Source organism: Pseudomonas sp. B19(2017), assembly GCF_002113165.1.
Lineage (GTDB): Bacteria > Pseudomonadota > Gammaproteobacteria > Pseudomonadales > Pseudomonadaceae > Aquipseudomonas.
The window spans coordinates 443,851-463,165 of record NZ_NEJR01000002.1 but is presented as its reverse complement, the minus strand read 5'-3'; the positions used below and the strand labels follow the sequence as shown (position 1 = coordinate 463,165).

Here is a 19,315-nt window from a genome sequence, read left to right as displayed (position 1 = left end):
CTTGTGGGAGCGGGCGTGCCCGCGAAAGGGCCGAACCTGCCTACCACCGCATCCGCACCCCAAGACTGCCAATCAACCCGTTCAGGTCATTGTCGTCCACGTCACTGCTGTAATCGGCACTGACAAACAGCGCCACTGAAGGCGTCATCCGCGCCACCAGCCCCAAGCCCAGCTCCACCGTGGTCGAGTAGCGCGAGCCGGAGATCTTGTCGACCTGGTCCAGCTTCACCTCATCGGCATTGCTGAAGTCATACCACACGTTGGTCCGCACATAGGGCTCGATCGGCATGCCGCGCACATCGTAGCGCCCGGACAACCTGGCACCTACCCGGCCGCTCCAGCTCGGCTGGCTGTCGAAGGCCTGCAAGGTCTCCTCCTGCGCCCGGCTGCCGGGGAAGAATTGCTGGTTGATCAATTGCGCCTGCGGCTCGATCACCCAGCCACCACCCAGGCCGATGGGGATGCCGCCCTCCAGCGAGAAGGTCATCGCATGGCCGCTGTCGTCCAGGCGCTGGCCATTCTCGCCACGGCCATTGACGTCGATGCGCGAGCCCATGGCCACGGCATCCAGGTGCCAGCCCTGCTCATGGGTCATGCTCCAGTACACCCCCAGGCTTTCGCCACTGAGGTTCACCGCGTTGCGCTGCTTGTCGCCCAGCTGCCGGCGCATGCCGTTGAAGCTGGTCTGCAGGTTGTTCTGCCCGACGAAGATCCCTGCGCGGTGCACGTTGCCCGCCGCAGTTTCACGCACGAACAGGTCCGGGCCGATCGTCAGTTGCTGGCTCGGGGATTCAAGCTGGTCTGGCGGCTGCGCACCATTGCGTGGGGTGGTCGGAAAGAACTGCGCCCACTGGCTGGCGACCATGTCCGGTGCAGCCTGCCCGTGGCGCTCGCTCATCTTTTGCGAGAATGCGTTCAAGGTACCCATGCTCAAGCCACTGGCGCTGACCGGGTCGAGCGATAGCTGTGGTACTGCCGGTTGGTGCAGGAAGCCGGGCGAGGTCGGGTCGTCCTGCAGTTCATACGCGATAGTTTCCACCGGGGTTGCCAGAAGCAGCGACGTGGAAACCGCGTAGAAAATGCTGTCGAAGCGCAAGAGGTTCGAGGTGCTATTCATGGCGGATCTCCTTTGTTTTTGGGTTACAGCCCTGGGACCTGGCCTGAGGTCACGAGCTGTACGGCAAAAACAGTGGGCGACCCAAACCAGCACGCCAGCTTTCGCGGGCGCGCACGAAGGCGCGGGCTAGAGGCCCGGCGCGAGATCATTACTGCTTTGATATGTTCATCTAAGGAGAGCGCGCCGCTTGCGTCAAGAAAGCGTGAAGGCGGTGTTCAGGTTTCGTGGTTTTATTCAACTTGTTGAATTGCCGAACGAATGTGTAAGGCATAGCGGGGTTCGTTATTTGCCGTGCCGTGGCTATGAAGAATGATTGCTAGAGCCTCACTTCCACTGCCAACGGCAGGTGGTCCGACAGGTGCGACCAAGGTTTGTGCCCCAGAATCCGCGGCCCATGGCTTTCGGCGTTGCGCAGGTAGATGCGGTCCAGACGCAACAGTGGCAGGCGCGCGGGATAGGTGCGGGCCAGGTGGCCATGGTGGCGTTCGAAGGCCTCGTGCAGGTCACGTTGCAAGCCCAAGGTGCGGTTGCCATGGGATTTCCAGTCGTTGAAATCACCGGCGATAATTACCGGGGCGTCGGCGGGAAGGGATTCGAGCAGCTTGCGCAGCAGTTGCAGTTGCTTCTGGCGGTGGCTTTCCAGTAACGACAGGTGCACGCAGATGGCATGTACCTGGCGCTCGCCGGGCACGTCGAGAATGCAGTGCAGCAGGCCACGACGTTCGGGACCGGTAATCGACACGTCGAGGTTACGGTGTTCGATGATCGGGTATTTCGACAACAGCGCATTGCCGTGGTGGCCGTCGGGGTAGACCGCGTTGCGGCCATAGGCGAAGTCGCTCCACATGCTGTCGGCAAGGAACTCGTACTGCGAGGTCTGCGGCCAGCCGGGGTAGCGGGCGGCGTGGCGGTCGTGGCTGCCGAGTACCTCTTGAAGGAAGACGATGTCGGCCTGGGTACTGCGCACTGCCTCGCGCAGTTCCGGCAGGATGAAGCGCCTGTTGAAGGCGGTGAAGCCCTTGTGGGTATTCACCGTCAGCACCCGCAGTCGCTTCACGGCCGGAGCCTGGTTGATGCTGGCGAAACCTTTACTGCCGGCTTCGGGGTTCACGGTTACTCCTGCTGGTGTTCCTGACTGATATGACCAAACCCTGTGGGAGCGGGTTCACCCGCGAAGAGGCCCAATCAGGCATTTGGGTTGTCTGGACTGGCGCATTCGCGGGTAAACCCGCTCCCACAGGGATAGCATGGGGCGATCAAAATTTACGACCTGCCTGCGCCATTACGGTTCACTCCTCATCGCGTTGCAACACCATCAGCAGCAACGACCGCCCCTTCACCTCGAAGGTGCTGTCGAACTGCAGATGCTGCCCCTTGCGCAGCTCTGGCCGGTCGGTATCGACCAAGCAGCTCCAGTAATCTCCCTCGGGCACGGTCGGCAATTTGAACGGGACGGTGTCATGGTGGGCATTGACGATCAGCAGCACGGTGGCCTCGGCGCCTGGCCGGGCAATGCCGCTGACCTGCGCGCGGCCATCGATCAGCATGCCCAGGCAGCGCCCGTGCGGGTCCTCCCATTGTTCCACGCTCATCTCGTTGCCATCCGGTGCCAGCCAGGTCACGTCCTTGACCCCGATTGCCTCATTGTAGTCGCCCACCAGGAAGCGTGAGCGGCGCAGTACCGGGTAGGCCAGGCGCAGGCGGGTCAGGCGCTTGACGAAGGCCAGCAGTTCCTGGCCCTCCTGGTCCAGGTCCCAGTTCACCCAGCCGATCTCGCTGTCCTGGCAGTAGGCATTGTTGTTGCCGTGCTGGGTGCGGCTGAACTCGTCGCCAGCGACGATCATCGGCGTGCCCTGTGCCAGCAGCAGGGTAGCGAAGAAGTTGCGCATCTGGCGCATGCGCAGGGCATTCACGCCCGGGTCGTCGGTGGGGCCCTCGACACCGCAGTTCCACGACAGGTTGTTATCGGTGCCGTCCTGGTTGTTCTCGTCGTTGTCTTCGTTGTGCTTGTGGTTGTACGACACCAGGTCGCGCAAGGTGAAACCGTCGTGGGCGGTGATGAAGTTGACCGAGGCATAGGGGCGCCGGCCACGGTTGTTGAACATGTCCCCCGAGGCGGTCATGCGCGAGGCAAAGTCGGCCAGTTGGCCTTCGTCGCCTTTCCAGAAGGCGCGCACGGTGTCGCGGAAACGGTCGTTCCACTCTGCCCAGCCCGGGGCGAAGTTGCCCACCTGGTAGCCACCCGGGCCGCAGTCCCACGGCTCGGCGATCAGCTTTACCTGGCTTAGCATCGGGTCCTGGCGGCAGGCGACGAGAAAGCCGTGGCGTTCGCTGTAGCCGTCGTGATAGCGGCCAAGGATGGTCGCCAGGTCGAAGCGGAAGCCGTCCACATGCATTTCGCCGGCCCAGTAGCGCAGCGAGTCGGTGACCAGCTGCAGCACGCAGGGGTGGCTCAGGTCCAGGGTGTTACCGGTACCGGAATCGTTGATGTAGTAGCGCTTGTCGTCCGGCATCAGGCGGTAGTACGAAGCGTTGTCGATGCCGCGCATCGACAGCGTGGGGCCGCGCTCGTTGCCTTCGGCGGTGTGGTTGTAGACCACGTCGAGGATCACCTCCAGCCCGGCGTCGTGCAGGTGCGCGACCATCTCCTTGAATTCGGCGATCTTGCCGCTGGCCAGGTAACGCGGGTGCGGGGCAAAGAAGGCGATGCTGTTGTAGCCCCAGTAGTTGTTCAGGCCCTTGTCCAGCAGGTGCTGGTCGTTGACGAAGGCGTGAATCGGCAGCAGTTCGATACTGGAAACGCCCAGTTCCTTGATGTGTTTGAGCAACTCGTCATTGGCCAGGCCGGCGAAGGTGCCGCGCAGGTTTTCCGGTACTGCCGGGTGGCACATGCTGATGCCACGGGTGTGGGCCTCGTAGATGATCGTGCGTTCCCAGGGGATCAGCACACGCTGGTCGCGGCCCCAGGTGAAGGCAGGGTCGATCACCTTGCACTTGGGCACGAAGGGCGCGCTGTCGCGCTCGTCGAACGACAGGTCGCCGTCGGGGTGGCCGATGGTGTAGCCGAACAGTGCTTCGGACCATTGCAGGCTGCCAACCAGTTGCTTGGCATAGGGGTCGATCAGCAGTTTGTTGGGGTTGAAGCGGTGGCCGTTCTCCGGTTCGTAGGGACCGTGCACGCGGTAGCCGTAGACCAGCCCTGGGTGCGCGTCGGGCAGGTAACCGTGGTAGATCTCGTCGGTGTATTCGGGTAGCTCGATGCGTTCTATCTCATGCTCGCCAGTGGAGTCGAACAGGCACAGCTCGACCTTGGTGGCGTTGGCCGAGAACAGGGCAAAGTTGACCCCCAGGCCATCCCAGGTGGCACCGAGGGGGAAGGGCAGGCCTTCGCGGATACGCGACGGGGCGACCGAGCGGGTTTTCTTCGGGGTACGGGGGCTCATGGCGGTCCTCTAATGGCCGTGGTGAAGGGGAGCGTAGTCCTGTCCTGGCCCTATCGCCGGCAAGCCAGCTCCCACAAGGTCTCCACAGGTCTCGAAACGGGCGCTGTACTTGTGGGAGCCGGCTTGCCGGCGATAGGGCCGGGACAGGCTTAACCGGCAGAAGGCTTTTTCACCGCCCGGGTCTTTTTCGCCACAGCCGGTTTAACCCCCGGCAGGGCGGCCACTTTGGGTTCGGCAGGCGCCGTCGGCTCAGCCGCTACCTTTGGCTTGGCCGGGGCCCGCTTGCGCGGCGCTGCCTTGGGTGCCAGCGCCTCGGCTTCGGCCAGCTTGCGCGCCATGTCCCAATGGCGGTCTTCCTGGCCGGCGGGCTTGCCCTCGGACTCCCAGATCTGGTAGGCAAATTCGCGGATACGCTTTTCATCAACACTCATCATGACGCTCCTGATGCTCAAGATTGTTGTATCAGCAGGTTGACCGGAAACTCCGCCAGCACGGCGCTCAACAGCAGCTCCCTGGAAGAGCTGACCGCAGCACTGGGGAAAAGTCCCGTCGAGTTGGCAGGCGACAAGGCAAACGGCAGGCTTACCCGGGTGTCGTCCCAGTTCTGTGCCGGGATCAGGGGTATCGGTGCATCCGCCAGCAGGGTACTGGCCAGGCGTGGCGCGATGATGACGGCCCGTTCGCCGTCGCCCAGGCGGGCAAAGGCAACCACCTTGTCGGCATGCCGGCCATGCACGGTCAGCGGCAGGTAGGCGCCACGGCGGAACAGCTCGGCGTGAGCCTGGCGGCAGTCCAGCACCCGGGCGATCAGCGCCTGCTTGAGGCGGCCGTCGCGCCAGTGCGCCAGCAGCTCGGCCACCGGCGTTGCATCGTCCAGGGTGCGCCGTCGGCAAGCGTAGTCCACGGCGCGGCGGTTATCCGGGTCGACCAGGCTGAAATCCCAGTATTCGTTGCCTTGGTACAGGTCGGGCACACCGGGTGTGGTCATGCGCAGCAGGGCCTGGACCAGGCCGTTGAGGGCACCGGGGCAGGCCAGCAGGTGTGCGGCATCGGCCAGGGATTTGCGCAGTTGCTGATTCTCGCTGTCCAGCAGCAGGCCGTCGATGTAGCGCGCGCAGGCGCTTTCGTAGGCCTCGTTCGGCGCGCTCCAGCTGCTGCGCAGCTTGGCCTCGCGCAGGGCCTTCTGCTGCCACTGGCGAATGCGTTCGGCGTACTGGCCAAGGGCATTTTCGTCATGCAGGTCGAGGTCCAGCGGCCAGCTGCCGAGCAAGGTCTGCAACAGCATCAGCTCGTCGCCGGGGCTCGGCGCCAGGCCGTCGTCCAGTGGCGTGCGCAACGGCGTGGCCAGTTCGCGCCAGTGTTCCACTCGGCTGGCCAGCCACGGGCCGCGCTCGCTGAGCACGGCCAATCGCGCACGGGTGTCTTCGCCGCGCTTGTGGTCATGGGTGGCGCTGGCCAGCAGGTTGTCGGGGAAGTCGCGCAGGCGTCGCTGGGCCTCGTTGTGGAAGTGCTCGAGCGGGGCGCTGAAGCGCTCGGCGTCGAAGCCCACGTCGTTGCGCGACAGCAGCCGTGCGCTGCGGTAGAACGCGGTGTCTTCCACGGCCTTGGCGGCGCTTGGCGCAGTCAGCTGCTGGAAGCGCACGCAGGCGTGACGCAGCTGCTTGCGCGCCCGGCCCGCTGGCAGGTTGCGCCAGGCTTGCCCGCCTAGCCATTGTTCAAGCTGCTCGAGCAGCGGCCAGTCGGTTTCACCGAGGTCCTGACGGGCATTGGCCAGGGCTTGCTGGAAAAACCCTTCGTCTTCGGCCGGGCGCCCGCAGGCATTGAAGTAGGTGCGGTACACCGGGTAATGCGCCACCAGCGCCTGCAAGGCGCGGCGGATAGCGCCCAAGGTCAGGTCGCGGGTCATCAGGTCGTTGCGCGCCACCTGCAACAGCGCCTGGGCCACTGACTCGCAGTCGCCGGCCAGGCTGGCATTGAGCACCAGGTGACGGGCCTGGCGAATTTCTTCGGGGAAGTCCGGGCGTTCGCTCACATTGGCCCACAGCTCGGTCAGCGCTGCTTCGCCCGCCGGGTCGTGCTGCAGCAGCGAGACCTGGTTCATGAACTCATAGCCGGTAGTGCCATCGGTAAGCCAGTCGCGGTGCAGGTGTTCGTTGGCGCCGAGGATCTTCTCCACGTAAATGGGGAAGTGCTCCAGGGCGGCGTTCAACGGCCGCCGCGCCAGCAGGCCATCGACCCGCCGGCGCAGCTTGCGGCAGTAACCGCGCGGGTCGGCCAGGCCGTCGATATGGTCGATGCGCAGGCCATCTACCAAGCCGCGTTCGATCAGCTCGAACAGTTTGGCGTGGGTGGCCTCGAACACCACCGCCCGTTCGACCCGCAGGCCGCCCAGTTCGTTGATGTCGAAGAAGCGCCGCCAGTTGATGTCATCGGCGGCAGTACGCCAGCTGGCCAGACGGTAGGTCTGGCGTTCCAGCAGCAGGTGCAGGCGCTTGAAGCCATGCTCGTTGCGGCTGTCGAAGGCCTGCAGCGCCGATTCGAGGTCGGCACCTTCAGCGACCAGGCGCGCCAGTTCGGCGTGCAGGGGCAGGGCGTCGGCCAGTGGCGTGGCCGCTGCGTTCAACGCGGTGAAGCGTTCGGCCAGGGCATTCAGGGCCGGGTCCGGGCTGAGCGCGAGAATCCAGCCGTAGTCGACCGGGCAGATCGGGAAGCGGTGTTCGTAGTGGGCGATTTGCAGCACCCCGGTTTGCCTGTCGAACTCCAGCGGTATCTCGCCATTTTTCAGCGCCACGCCATAGTCGCTGCCCAGGAACGGCAACAGCAACTGGCCGGCCAGCAGTGGGTCGCTGGAGTGCCACTGGATGTCGAAGAACTCGGCGTACGGGCTGCGTCGTCCCCAGGCCAGCAAGCTCTGCCACCAGGGGTTGTCGGCACCGCCCACGGCCATGTGGTTGGACACCGTGTCGAGGATCAGCCCCATGCCGTGCTGGCGCAGGGCGGCGACCAGCCGTTGCAGCGCCGCCTCGCCGCCCAGCTCGGGGTTGACGCAAGTCGGGTCGACCACGTCGTAACCATGGCGCGAGCCGGCGCGGGCCTTGAGGATGGGCGAGGCATACAGGTGGCTGATGCCCAACCGGGCAAAATACGGCACCAGTGGCACGGCGTGATCGAGGGTGAACTCACTGTGAAACTGCAGGCGCAGGGTCGCGGTCAGCGCTTTCATCGGTCACGCTCCCAGGCCTGTTCGCGGGCCTGGGCCAGCAGTTCCAGGCGCCTTGCTGCGTCAGCGTCGTCGAGCAGTTCACGTACCGGCCGGGCAAAGCGTCGGCGCCAGTTGGGGTGGCCGGCGGTGGTGCCGGGCAGGTTGGGTTGCTCGTCGCAGCCCAGCAAGTCTTCCAGCGGTACCAGCACCAGCGGTGCGCGGGTGTGGCCAACGTAGCGGATGGCCGCGTCGATAAACGCGTCGTTGTCCGCCAGGGCGCCGTAGTTGGCCTCCAGGGTGCGGCGCAGGCCATCGTGCTCCTTCTGCCGCTCGTGGCGCCAGTGCAGTTCGGCGGCCGCATCGATCAGTTGCAGGCGGTGGCTCCAGTCGATGTCGCGGTTTTCCAGCCAGCCGGCCAACGGCGCCAGGTCGTGGGTGCCGGTGGTGGCCAGGGCGTTGTCCGGCCAGTCGAGAATCGGCTTGAAATGGCCAGGCTGGGTCTGCTCGAAGGGCAGCACGCGCATGCCCAGCACGGCCTTGGCCGCCAGTTGTTCGCGCAGGCCGTCCGGCACGGTGCCCAGGTCTTCGCCGAGGATGATTGCCTGGTGGCGCACCGACTCCAGCGCCAGCAGGCGCAGCAGGTCGTCCAGCGGGTAGTTGAGGTAGGCGCCTTCGCTGGGTTTGGCTCCCTGCGGGATCAGCCACAGCCGGCGCAGGCCCATCACATGGTCGATGCGCAGGCCGCCGGCGTGGGCGAGGTTGGCCCGCAGCATTTCGATGAAGGCGCGGTAGCCGTTGCGCTTGAGGCCCTCGGGCGAGAAGGCGCAAATGCCCCAGTCCTGACCGGCACGGTTGAGAATGTCGGGTGGCGCGCCCACATTCAGGCCTGCCAGCAGCTCGTCCTGGCGGCTCCAGGCCTGGCTGCCGGCCCCATCTGCGCCCACCGCCAGGTCAGCGATCAGGCCGACCGCCATGCCGTTGCCGCGGGCCGCTTCCTGGGCGCGTTGCAAGCCCCGTTCGGTCAGCCATTGGCAGAAGGCATGAAACTCGATCCTGGCCGGGTAGGTGTTGGCGAAGGCCTCCACTTCCGGGTGGTACGGGTCGTGCCAGGCCTTGGGCCAGTGGCGCCAGTCGGCACCCAGGCCGTGCTCCACTGCTTGGGCCTGCAGCGCTTCGAAGCGGCAGTGGAGCTCCAGCGCCTGGCCGCCCGCTTCGCGGAAACTGTCGAAGTCCTTGCGCAGCGGGTGGTCGCCCTGGCTGAAACCCTGGTACAGGGCTTCGAGCAGACGCAGGCGGGCGCTGGCGGCACGCGGCCAGTCGACCAGCGGAGCTTGTTCCAGGTCTTCCAGCTGTTGCTCCAGGCCGCAGGCTTCGATGGCCACGCGCACCTCCCGCTCGCCCAGCAGCGCGGCCGGGCTGGCGTACAGGGTATTGAGCAGCAGGCGGCTGGAGGGCGAGTAGGGGCTGTAGTGCGTCTGGTCGATGGCCGACAGCGCGTGGATCGGGCTGATGGCCAAGGCATCGGCACCGCGCTCGGCGGCCGCGCGGGCCAGTTGCTCCAGGGCCAGGCAGTCGCCATAGCCGCCATCACCGGGGCGGCGCAGGCTGTACAGCTGTACCGCCAGGCCCCAGCAGCGCGCTGGCGGCTGCTGCACCCGGTCCTCAAGGCTGTGGCAGCGTGGCGGGGCCACGGCCACGGTGAAGCGGCGGCTGTCGATTTCCACCTGGTGGTAGCCGATGGGCAGCGCACCGGGCAGGCGGGCCTGGTCGTCGAGGCTGAGGGTGAGGGCGCTGTGGTCCTCCAGGGTGCAGTGCGCGACGCTGGCGGCGCTGAAATAGCGCGCCAGTGCCAGTGGCTGGCCGAGGTCGGCGGTCAGCAGCGGCGGCAGGTGCTCACTGTCTTCGGCCGCGTCCACGGCGCGCAGGCTGGCGGCAATGGCGGCGTCATCGGTGGCAGGGTGGCCAAGGCCTTCGAGGATGTTGCGCAGTACCTCGTCGCTGACTCGCTGGGGCCGGGCGTTGGCGTCGATCCAGTCGCGGCTCAGCCCGACGCGGGTCGCCAGACGGTGCAGGGCGGTTTCGCTCATGGGCGCTCCTGGGCAGGGGAAAGCAGGCTGACCACGCAGCTGTATGCGGCCAGATGGGTATCGGGGTGTCGGGTGTCGCTGCTGTCGAACAGGCGGTTGGCTGGCGCCGGCAACGCGACCTCCTGCGGGGTGGCGGCCAGGTTCAGGTCAATGCGCAGGGTGGTGCCGTTGCCCAGGCGCCAGCGTGCGGTCAGGGCCTTGTCGCCGTGTACTTCGGCGCCCAGCGCGCGGCTGCCGGGCAGGTGCGGGATGACATGGCGGCGGCGCAGTTCGAGCAGGTGCTGGTACAAGCCGTGCCAGCCAGCGATCACTTCCCTGGCTTGCGGGCGGGAGGCCTCGAATGTCTGTACTGCGTTGGGGTCGGGGATGCGTTGGCGCTGCTCTGGGTCGGCGAAGGCGGCGAAATGGGCGAACTCGCCGCGCCGGCCTTCTCGCACGGCGTCGGCCAGTTGGTCATGGAAGTCGGTGAAGAACAGGAATGGCTGGCAGCTGCCATCGTCGTCGCCCATGAACAGCAGCGGAATCATCGGCGCCAGCAGCAACAGCCCGGTGGCCGCCCGCAGCGCCTGCGGCGGGCACAGGCGGGTCAGGCGCTCGCCCAGGGCGCGGTTGCCGACCTGGTCATGGTTCTGCAGGAACAGCACGAAGGCGCTGGGCGGCAAGTGCCCGCTTGGCTCGCCGCGGGGCGTGCCATGGCGGTTGACCTGGCCCTGGAACACGAAACCTTCGGCCAGGCAGCGGGCCAACTGGTCGATGGGGCGCTGCTGGTAGTCGGCGTAGTAGCCTTCGGTTTCGCCGGTCAGCAGCACATGCAGGGCATTGTGGCCGTCGTCGTTCCATTGGGCATCGAAGCCTTGTTCCAGCAGGAAGGCCTGGTTGTGCTCGTTCTCCAGGACCAGCCATACGTGGCGGCCCGGCTCCACGGCAGCGCGTACCCTTTGCGCCAGCTCGACCAGGAAGTCGGGCTGGTCGATGGCGTGCACGGCATCCAGGCGCAGGCCATCGAAGCGGTAGTCGCACAGCCACATCAGGGCGTTCTGGATGAAATACTCGCGCACCTGCGGGCGGCGGAAGTCGATGGCTGCGCCCCATGGGGTCTGCCGGTCCTCACGGAAGAACGGGCTGGCGTACTGGTGCAGGTAGTTGCCGTCGGGGCCGAAGTGGTTGTACACCACGTCGACCAGCACCATCAGCCCCTGGCCATGTGCCTGGTCGACCAGCGCACACAGCTGCTCGGGGCTGCCGTAGGTATTTTGCGGCGCATAGGGCAGCACGCCGTCGTAACCCCAGTTGCGCTCGCCGGGGAACTGCCCCAGCGGCATCAGTTCGATGGCGCTGACGCCCAGCTCGGCCAGGCGCGGCAGTTGCCGGGCGACCCCGGCGTAGCCGTCGAGCAGGCCCACATGCAGCTCCTGGATGACCGCCTCGTGCCAAGGCCGGCCTTGCCAGGGGTGCTGCCAGGCATAGCTGGCCACATCCACCACCTGGCTCGGCCCCTGCACGCCATCGGGCTGGTAGCGTGAGGCCGGGTCGGCTACCTGCAGTTCACCGTCGATACGGTAGTGGTAACGGTCACCGGCCTGGCACGGGGCCACGCCGGTGTACCAGCCTTCATCATCGGGCAACAGCTCGATGGCCGGCTGTTGCTCCAGTTCCACGCTCACGCTGCGCGCATCCGGCGCCCAGAGGGCGAAGCGCGCCGACGTGGCGTCCAGCAGGTGTGCGCCATGCCTGTGCATCTTCTGCTCCCCGTTCAGTAGTGGCTGTGCTGCGCCTGCTTGACCAGGTCTTCGTACAGGCGGGCGTAGGGTTCCACGGCCTGGCACCAGTTGAACGGTTGGGTCATCGACAGGCAGCGCATGGCGTTCAGCAGGTCCTTCTTGCCGTATACATAGAAGGCGCGGCTGAGGGCCTGGCGATAGCTCTCGACGGTGGACTCGTTGAACAGGAAGCCGGTTACACCGCACTCGATGGTGTCGGCCAGGCCGCCCGTTTTGCGCGCCACCGGCAGCGAGCCGAAGCGCTGCGCGTACATCTGGCTGAGGCCGCATGGCTCGTAGCGTGACGGCATCAGCAGGAAGTCGCTGCCGGCGAACATGCGCCGGGCATCGGTTTCGTTGAAGCCGATGCGCACGCCGATGCGGCCCGGGTGGCGTAGCGCCAACTCGCGCATGGCCTGTTCTTCTTCCGGCTCGCCACGGCCGATGATTGCAATCTGCCCGCCTTGCTCGACGATGTAGTCGGCCACGCCCAGGGTAAGGTCCAGGCCTTTCTGGTAGACCAGGCGTGAAACCACGGCGAACAGCGGGCCTTCGGAGGGCTGCAGTTTGAACAACTCGCGCACTTCCTGGGCATTGCGCGCCTTGCCTTCCCAGTCATTGATGCTGAAGTTGTGCTGCAGGTGCTTGTCGGTGGCCGAGTCCCAGCTTTCGTCGATGCCGTTGGGAATGCCGCCGAGCAGGCCTTGCTGGGCCTTGCTGGCGAGGAAACCGTCCAGGCCGCAGCCGAACTCCGGGGTGGTGATTTCCCGGGCATAGGTGGCGCTGACCGTGGTGATGTGGCTGGCATAGGCCAGCCCGGCCTTGAGGAAGGACAGCTTGCCGTAGAACTCCATGCCTTCCTGCTGCATGGCATGCTCGGGGATTGCCAGTTCCGGGCTGCAGCCGCGGCTGTACACACCCTGGTAGGCCAGGTTGTGGATGGTGAACAGGGTTGGCGTGCTCAGCCCGCGCCAGTGCATGTAGGCCGGTGCCAGGCCGGCAGGCCAGTCGTGGGCGTGCACCACTTCGGGCTTCCAGTGGATCCTGCCTTCGCCGGCGGCAATTTCGGCGGCAGCCAGGCCCAGGCGGGCGAAGCGGATGTGGTTGTCGGGCCAGTCGCGGCCGTTGTTGGCGCCATAGGGGGTGCCGTCGCGCTGGTACAGCTCGGGGCAGATCAGCACATAGATGACCAGGCCGTCGGCCATGTCCATGCGCCCGATCTTGCACGGTGGCAGGGCGGCGTGGCCACCCAGTTCACCGACGATGTGGATGGGGTTGTCGCTTTCCATCACCTGCCGGTAACCGGGGATCAGCACCCGCACATCGTGCAGGTGCGCCAAGGCGCGGGGCAGGGCGGCGGACACGTCACCCAGGCCACCGGTTTTCACCAGGTCGGCGATTTCCGAGGTCACGAACAGTATCTTGCGCTTGTTGCGGTTGTGCTGGCGCTGGGCGCCGGGTGCCTTGCCTGTCGTGGCGAAGTCCGGGGTGAGCGGTTCGCGGTTGTCCGGGTTGAATGAATCTACGTGTGGCTCGACAGCGGCACTGATCATACTTCTCTCCGTCCCTATGCTTGGTCGGGTGCTGGCACCCGTGGCGATGTTTCGTGCTGGTTCTCTCTGTTTCTGAATTCTGCGTAGTGCGTTCCATGCCCCAGGGTCGTGCGCGCAGGCACAACGCGATCAGCACTCCGGCCGAAGGCGATTGGACTGGTTGGGATGGGTGGGCCGAGCCAGGGAATGTCCCTTGCGTTTGGCCTACTTAGTTCCTGACCTGCCGGTGTTCCCGAAAGTTCGACTTTTTTTCGTCACTCTTCCACTGAGCAAATGGCGGGCCGAAATCCGAGTGTAGGAGAGAAAAAGGCAAAAAGGTGACCCGCTGGTCACTATTGCCATGCGCGAAATAGACGCAAACGTTGGCGTATGTGACCGGATGTGAACAGGGACAAGCCGAGGTATTTGAGGGATGCGCCAAAGAGTGGCTTTGCGGTGCTGATGCACCAGAATGGGGCGAGAGAGCAATCAGCAGGGGTGGGAGCCATTCAGCTCCCACAGGAAGAAGGTAGAATCAGAGGCTGACGGTGTTGTCTTCAGCGCGCTGTTGCGCCAGCAGCAGGTTCAGTTGGGCGACCTGCTGACGCAGTTGGTCGCGTTCGTCCTTCAGTTTACGCAGCTCATCACGGCGCACGGAGACATAGAGGGTCTGGGTTGGGGTTGCAGGCATCAAGGTACCCATTAGCACACCTCGCGGTTTTGGCTGGTGACAAGTTAAAGCGTAGACGCTTCACGCGGGGCGCATTTTGAATTCTTTTACAGGCCATGGGAACTTTTTTGTTTATCGTGGTCTCGCCGTTCGTCGCTGAACCCTCCATCGGTTCGCTGGACTAATCTGAAAAGCTGGATTGTGTTGTCATTTATTTCGAAAGGGGAGCATCGGCTCATGCAACTGGGAATCATCGGGCTGGGCCGCATGGGCGGCAATATCGCAAGGCGCCTGATGCGCGCCGGCCACCGTACGGTGGTGCATGACCGCAACCGCGAGGCCATCGATGGCCTGGAGGGCGAGGGCGCCCAAGGCGCGCACGACCTTGGTGCGCTGGTACAGAAGCTGAAAGCACCGCGTGCGGTGTGGGTCATGCTGCCCGCCGGCGAGCCGACCGAGCAGACCATTGCCCAACTGGCCGAATTGCTGGAACCGGGCGATGCGATCATCGATGGCGGCAACACCTTCTACAAGGACGACGTGCGCCGCGCCGCCGAGCTGGCCAGGCGCGGGCTGCATTACCTGGATGTCGGCACCTCGGGCGGGGTGTGGGGCCTGGACCGTGGCTACTGCATGATGATCGGGGGCGAAAAGGACGTATTCGAGCGCCTGGAGCCGCTGTTCAAGGCGCTGGCCCCGGGCGTGGGTGACATTCCGCGTACCCATGGCCGCAGTGGCGAGCACCAGCGTGCCGAACACGGCTACATTCATGCCGGCCCACCCGGCGCCGGGCATTACGTGAAAATGGTGCACAACGGTATCGAATACGGCCTGATGCAGGCCTACGCCGAAGGCTTCGACCTGTTGCGCAGCAAGGGCGGCAACGAACTGCCCGAGGACCAGCGTTTCGACCTGAACGTGGCGGAAATCGCCGAAGTGTGGCGGCGTGGCAGCGTGGTCACCTCGTGGTTGCTCGACCTTACCGCCGATGCGCTGGTGGCCGACCCGCAGCTGTCGCAGTTCAGTGGCTCGGTGTCCGACAGTGGTGAAGGCCGCTGGACCATCGACGCCGCGGTCGAACAGGCGGTACCGGTGCCGGTGTTGTCCAGCGCGCTGTTCGCCCGCTTCCGCTCGCGCCAGCAGCAGGGCACCTATGGCGACAAGATTCTTTCGGCCATGCGTCTGGGCTTTGGTGGCCACGTCGAGAAGAAAGGCGAATGACCAAACAGCGCATTCCGGCCGCACCACCATGCACCCTGTTCCTGTTCGGCGCCAATGGCGACCTGGTCAAGCGCCTGCTGATGCCGGCGCTGTACAACCTCAGCCGTGACGGTTTGCTGGACCGCAACCTGCGCATTGTCGGTGTCGACCATAACCCCGCCACTGCCGAGGAATTCGCCGGGCGCCTGCATGCGTTCATGGCCGAGCGTGACCAAGGTAGCGAGGGCAAGGCCAAATGCCTGGATCAGAAGCTCTGGGCACGCCTGGCCAAGCGCCTGGATTACCAGACCGGCGATTTCCTCGACCCGGCCACCTACCAGGCGCTCGCCAAGCGCATCGACACAACCCGCCATGGCAACGCCATCTTCTACCTGGCGACCTCGCCGCGCTTCTTCCCCGAGGTGGCGCAGCGCCTGGGGCAGGCCGGGCTGCTCGACGAATCGGCCGGCGGCTTTCGCCGCGTCGTGGTCGAAAAGCCCTTCGGCACCGACCTGGCCAGCGCCGAGGCGCTCAATGCCTGCCTGCTAAAGGTGATGGGCGAGCGGCAGATCTACCGCATTGACCATTACCTGGGCAAAGAGACGGTGCAGAACATCCTGGTCAGCCGGTTCTCCAACGGCTTGTTCGAATCGTTCTGGAACAACCACTACATCGACCATGTGCAGATCACTGCCGCGGAAACCGTCGGTGTCGAGACCCGTGGTGCGTTCTATGACAGCACCGGGGCGCTGCGCGACATGGTGCCCAACCACCTGTTCCAGCTGCTGGCGATGGTGGCCATGGAGCCGCCGGCCGCGTTCGCCGCCGATGCGGTGCGCAGCGAAAAGGCCAAGGTGGTCGGCGCCATCCGCCCGTGGTCGGTGAAGATGGCCCTGAAAAACTCCGTGCGCGGCCAGTACAGCGCCGGCAAGCTGGGGCGCAAGCAGTTGCCCGGCTACCGCCACGAGGCCAACGTCGCAGCCGACAGCCAGACCGAAACCTATGTGGCGCTGAAGGTGATGATCGACAACTGGCGCTGGGCCGGCGTGCCGTTCTACCTGCGTACCGGCAAGCGCATGAGCGTGCGTGATACTGAAATCGCCATCTGCTTCAAGCCCGCGCCTTATGCGCAGTTCCGCGAGTCGGAGCTGGAGCGGCCCAAGCCCAATTACCTGAAAATCCAGATCCAGCCCAATGAAGGCATGTGGTTCGACCTGCAGGCCAAGCGCCCCGGGCCGGAGCTGGTGATGGAGAATGTCGAGCTGGGCTTTGCCTACAAGGACTTCTTCAAGATGACCCCGGCGACCGGCTACGAGACGCTGATCTACGACTGCCTGACCGGCGACCAGACCTTGTTCCAGCGGGCTGACAACATCGAGAACGGCTGGCGCGCGGTGCAGCCGTTCCTCGATGCCTGGGCCCAGGGCGGCGAGGTGCATGAGTACCCGGCCGGTGAAGACGGGCCCGAGGCCGGCAATGAATTGCTGGCCCGGGACAAGCGCGAGTGGCATCGCCTGGGGTGAGGTTTCTGTAAAGCCTGTGCCGGCCCTTTCGCGGGCACGCCCGCTCCCACAGGTGCACCACCTACTTGTAGGAGCAGCCTTGTGCTGCGAAAGGGCCAGTAAGCCAGTTGAGATGTGCCGGCCTTGCTGCCTTCTTCGCAGCACAAGGCTGCTCCTACAGATATGCAACTGGTTTCAAGGCCTGTGATGTACCTGTGGGAGCGGGCGAGCCCGCGAAGAGGCCGTCACAGGCAGCCACTCAAAGGAGCCCTGATGCCTGCCCACATCGAAGACTATGCCCTGCTGGGCAACTGCCGCAGCGCCGCCCTGGTCAGCCGCGATGGCTCGCTCGACTGGCTGTGCCTGCCACGCTTCGACGCCCCCGCGGTATTCGCCGCACTACTGGGCAACGAAGAAAACGGCCGCTGGCGCCTGGCCCCCTGTGACCCGGTCGAACACAGCAGCCGCCAGTACCTGGACGACACCCTGGTGCTGGAAACCACCTGGGTTACCGCTGCCGGCCGTGCCCGCGTTCTCGACTTCATGCCGCTGGGCGAGGTCAACGCGCTGGTGCGCATCGTCGAGGGCCTCGCTGGCGAAACCCATTTCGAGATGGACCTGGTCATGCGCTTCGACTATGGCCGCAGCATACCCTGGGTAGAACGGCTCGACCCGCTGACCCTCAGCGCCGTCGCTGGCCCCGACCGGCTAATCCTGCGCAGCACCGTTCCGCCGCATGCCCGCGACCAGCACACCGTCGCCCGCTTTCGCGTCGGCGCGGGCGAACGCCAGGTGTTCAGCCTGTGCCACCAGCCCTCGCACCTGCCGGTGCAGCCCGGTTGTGATAGCGACGAAGTGCTGGCGCAAACCATCGACCAATGGCAGGCCTTCGCCGCCCGCTGCCCACAGGTGGGCCCATACTCCGCCTTGGTGCGCCGCTCGCTGCTGACCCTCAAGGCCATGACCTACGCACCCACTGGCGGTATCGTTGCCGCCGTCACCACCTCGCTGCCCGAGCGCCTCGGCCACGAGCGCAACTGGGACTACCGCTTCTGTTGGCTGCGCGACGCAACCATGACCCTGCTGGCCTTCATGAACCTCGGCTACTTCGACGAAGCCCAGGCCTGGCGCGAGTGGCTGTTGCGCTCGGTGGCCGGCAACCCCGAGCAGATGCAGATCATGTATGGCCTGGCCGGTGAGCGCGACCTGCAGGAATACACCCTGCCATGGCTGGCCGGTTACGAGCGCTCGCAACCGGTGCGGGTGGGCAATGCAGCGTCGCAGCAGGTGCAGCTGGATATCTATGGCGAACTGGCCGACGCCATGGCCCAGGCGATCAAGGGCGGCTTGCCCCGGCACCCGCGCAGCGCTGCCATCTCCCGGCTGATCCTGCCTTACCTCGAGCGGATCTGGCGCCAACCGGACGAAGGCATCTGGGAAGTACGCGGCGGCCGGCAACAGTTCGTGCATTCCAAGGTAATGGCCTGGGTCGCCTTCGACCGTGCCGCGGGGCTGGCCGACACCACTGAGGAGGGCCGCGAGCGCGGGCAGCATTACCGCCTGGTGGCTGACGAAATTCATCGTGAAGTCTGCGCGCAGGGCCTGGACCCCAGCGGCCGCTTTTTCGTCCAGGCCTATGGCTCGACCGAGCTGGACGCCAGCCTGTTGCACATCGCCCTGACCGGCTTCCTGCCGGTGGATGACCCACGCTTCCTGCGCACGCTCGAACAGGTCGAGCAGCGCCTGCTGAAAAACGGCCTGCTGCTGCGCTACGACAGTGACAGGTGCAGCGACGGCCTCACGCCCGGGGAGGGCACCTTCCTGGTGTGTTCGTTCTGGCTGGCCGACGTGTATGTGTTGCTGGGTCGTCAGGAAGAAGCGCAGGCACTGTACGAACGCCTGACCGGCCTGTGCAACGACCTTGGTCTGCTGGCCGAACAGTACGACCCGGCGGGCCAGCGCATGCTCGGCAATTTCCCCCAGGCGTTCAGCCATATCGGCATCATCAACACCGCGCTGAACCTGCACCGCGCACAGTGCCCGGTGCGTGATCGGGCTAGTGGTGGATAGAGTCGCGCCCTCTGGCAATCAAAGTGTGACGCATTGCGTCACATATGATACTTTGCTTCGTGTGATGCATAGGGTCACACTTGGCTCGTCTCCCAAATGGACGCGGCGAGCTACCCATGATCATCAGTTTTCAACACAAGGGACTGCGAATTTTTCATGAAACGGGTAACACCCGAGGCATCCAGGTCTCTCACGCAAAGCGCTTGAAGCGACAACTCCAGTTTCTTGAGTGCGCCATGTCTGCGCAAGATTTGAGCGTACCTGGCTAGCAGTTGCATCCGCTTAAGGGGGAGTTATCGGACTTCTGGTCAGTCAGTGTGTCAGGTAACTGGCGGCTGATCTTTCGCTTCGTGGGTTCGGATGTCGAACTGGTCGATTACCTTGATTACCACTGAAAAGGAGAGCTGAGCATGCCTTTGCACAACCCGCCACATCCAGGCGAAACCCTGCGTGAAGATGTTCTGCCCGCGTTAGGTCTGACGGTGAAGGCCTTCGCATCGCATCTTGGGTTCTCTCGAGAAGCGCTTTCGCGGGTATTGCATGGGCGCGCGGCAATGTCTCCGGACTTGGCGATACGCCTGGAGATGGCTGGAATCAGTACCGCCCGCCTGTGGTTGGCCATTCAGGCTGATTACGATATCTGGCAGGCGCGTCACCGACAGCAACCTGTAATTACCCGGTTGTTTCAGGCCGCCTGATGTAAAAGTGTGAAACGACCGGGGTAGACTAGGG

At 65.0% G+C, this 19,315-nt stretch carries 13 protein-coding genes and 1 pseudogene; 5 read left to right on the top strand and 9 right to left on the bottom strand.

Annotated elements, in window-relative coordinates:
• Window positions 1-40: 40 nt before the first annotated feature.
• The 9 genes from CAF70_RS05310 to CAF70_RS27655 form a co-directional block, all read right to left on the bottom strand.
• A complete protein-coding gene (locus CAF70_RS05310; protein WP_085621897.1) occupies window positions 41-1,117 on the bottom strand; it encodes an autotransporter outer membrane beta-barrel domain-containing protein in 1,077 nt (358 codons plus the stop codon).
• A 316-nt stretch (window positions 1,118-1,433) separates the two neighbouring features.
• Window positions 1,434-2,228 (bottom strand): endonuclease/exonuclease/phosphatase family protein, encoded by a 795-nt coding sequence (locus CAF70_RS05305; protein WP_085621898.1) that lies wholly within the window; start codon window positions 2,226-2,228, stop codon window positions 1,434-1,436.
• A 178-nt stretch (window positions 2,229-2,406) separates the two neighbouring features.
• Window positions 2,407-4,560, bottom strand: coding sequence for a glycogen debranching protein GlgX (gene glgX / locus CAF70_RS05300; protein ID WP_085621899.1), 2,154 nt, complete (start codon window positions 4,558-4,560; stop codon window positions 2,407-2,409).
• A gap of 149 nt (window positions 4,561-4,709) precedes the next feature.
• Entirely contained in the window at window positions 4,710-4,994 is a 285-nt protein-coding gene (locus CAF70_RS05295) for a DUF2934 domain-containing protein (protein ID WP_085621900.1), read from the bottom strand.
• Between the two features lie 14 nt (window positions 4,995-5,008).
• Window positions 5,009-7,783 carry a malto-oligosyltrehalose synthase gene (locus CAF70_RS05290; protein WP_085621901.1) on the bottom strand — a complete coding sequence of 925 codons (2,775 nt, stop codon included), beginning with the start codon at window positions 7,781-7,783 and terminating at the stop codon, window positions 5,009-5,011.
• A complete protein-coding gene (gene malQ / locus CAF70_RS05285; RefSeq protein WP_085621902.1) occupies window positions 7,780-9,849 on the bottom strand; it encodes a 4-alpha-glucanotransferase in 2,070 nt (689 codons plus the stop codon). Before malQ ends, CAF70_RS05290 begins: the two co-directional genes overlap by 4 nt.
• On the bottom strand, window positions 9,846-11,588 hold the full coding sequence (gene treZ, locus CAF70_RS05280) for a malto-oligosyltrehalose trehalohydrolase (protein ID WP_085621903.1): 1,743 nt from the start codon (window positions 11,586-11,588) through the stop codon (window positions 9,846-9,848). The genes malQ and treZ overlap by 4 nt, the downstream gene beginning before the upstream one ends.
• A gap of 14 nt (window positions 11,589-11,602) precedes the next feature.
• Window positions 11,603-13,162 carry a glycogen synthase GlgA gene (gene glgA / locus CAF70_RS05275; protein ID WP_085621904.1) on the bottom strand — a complete coding sequence of 520 codons (1,560 nt, stop codon included), beginning with the start codon at window positions 13,160-13,162 and terminating at the stop codon, window positions 11,603-11,605.
• Between the two features lie 514 nt (window positions 13,163-13,676).
• Window positions 13,677-13,844: a DUF6026 family protein gene (locus CAF70_RS27655; protein WP_256573245.1), complete on the bottom strand. Its 168-nt coding sequence runs from the start codon at window positions 13,842-13,844 to the stop codon at window positions 13,677-13,679.
• A 180-nt stretch (window positions 13,845-14,024) separates the two neighbouring features.
• Between CAF70_RS27655 and gnd the strand changes: the two genes are divergently transcribed.
• The 5 genes and pseudogenes from gnd to CAF70_RS05250 all read left to right on the top strand — a co-directional run bounded on the left by gnd (window position 14,025) and on the right by CAF70_RS05250 (window position 19,281).
• The gene (gnd, locus tag CAF70_RS05270; protein ID WP_371915940.1) at window positions 14,025-15,032 is read left to right on the top strand and encodes a phosphogluconate dehydrogenase (NAD(+)-dependent, decarboxylating); all 1,008 of its coding nucleotides are present in this window, start codon (window positions 14,025-14,027) and stop codon (window positions 15,030-15,032) included.
• Window positions 15,029-16,534: a glucose-6-phosphate dehydrogenase gene (gene zwf / locus CAF70_RS05265; RefSeq protein ID WP_085621906.1), complete on the top strand. Its 1,506-nt coding sequence runs from the start codon at window positions 15,029-15,031 to the stop codon at window positions 16,532-16,534. The genes gnd and zwf overlap by 4 nt, the downstream gene beginning before the upstream one ends.
• 252 nt (window positions 16,535-16,786) lie before the next feature.
• Window positions 16,787-18,583 (top strand): glycoside hydrolase family 15 protein, encoded by a 1,797-nt coding sequence (locus CAF70_RS05260; RefSeq protein WP_085621907.1) that lies wholly within the window; start codon window positions 16,787-16,789, stop codon window positions 18,581-18,583.
• Between the two features lie 116 nt (window positions 18,584-18,699).
• Window positions 18,700-18,978, top strand: a pseudogene (locus CAF70_RS05255) (type II toxin-antitoxin system RelE/ParE family toxin).
• Window positions 18,979-18,993: 15 nt separating this feature from the next.
• The gene (locus CAF70_RS05250; protein WP_025339798.1) at window positions 18,994-19,281 is read left to right on the top strand and encodes a HigA family addiction module antitoxin; all 288 of its coding nucleotides are present in this window, start codon (window positions 18,994-18,996) and stop codon (window positions 19,279-19,281) included.
• Window positions 19,282-19,315 lie beyond the last annotated feature (34 nt).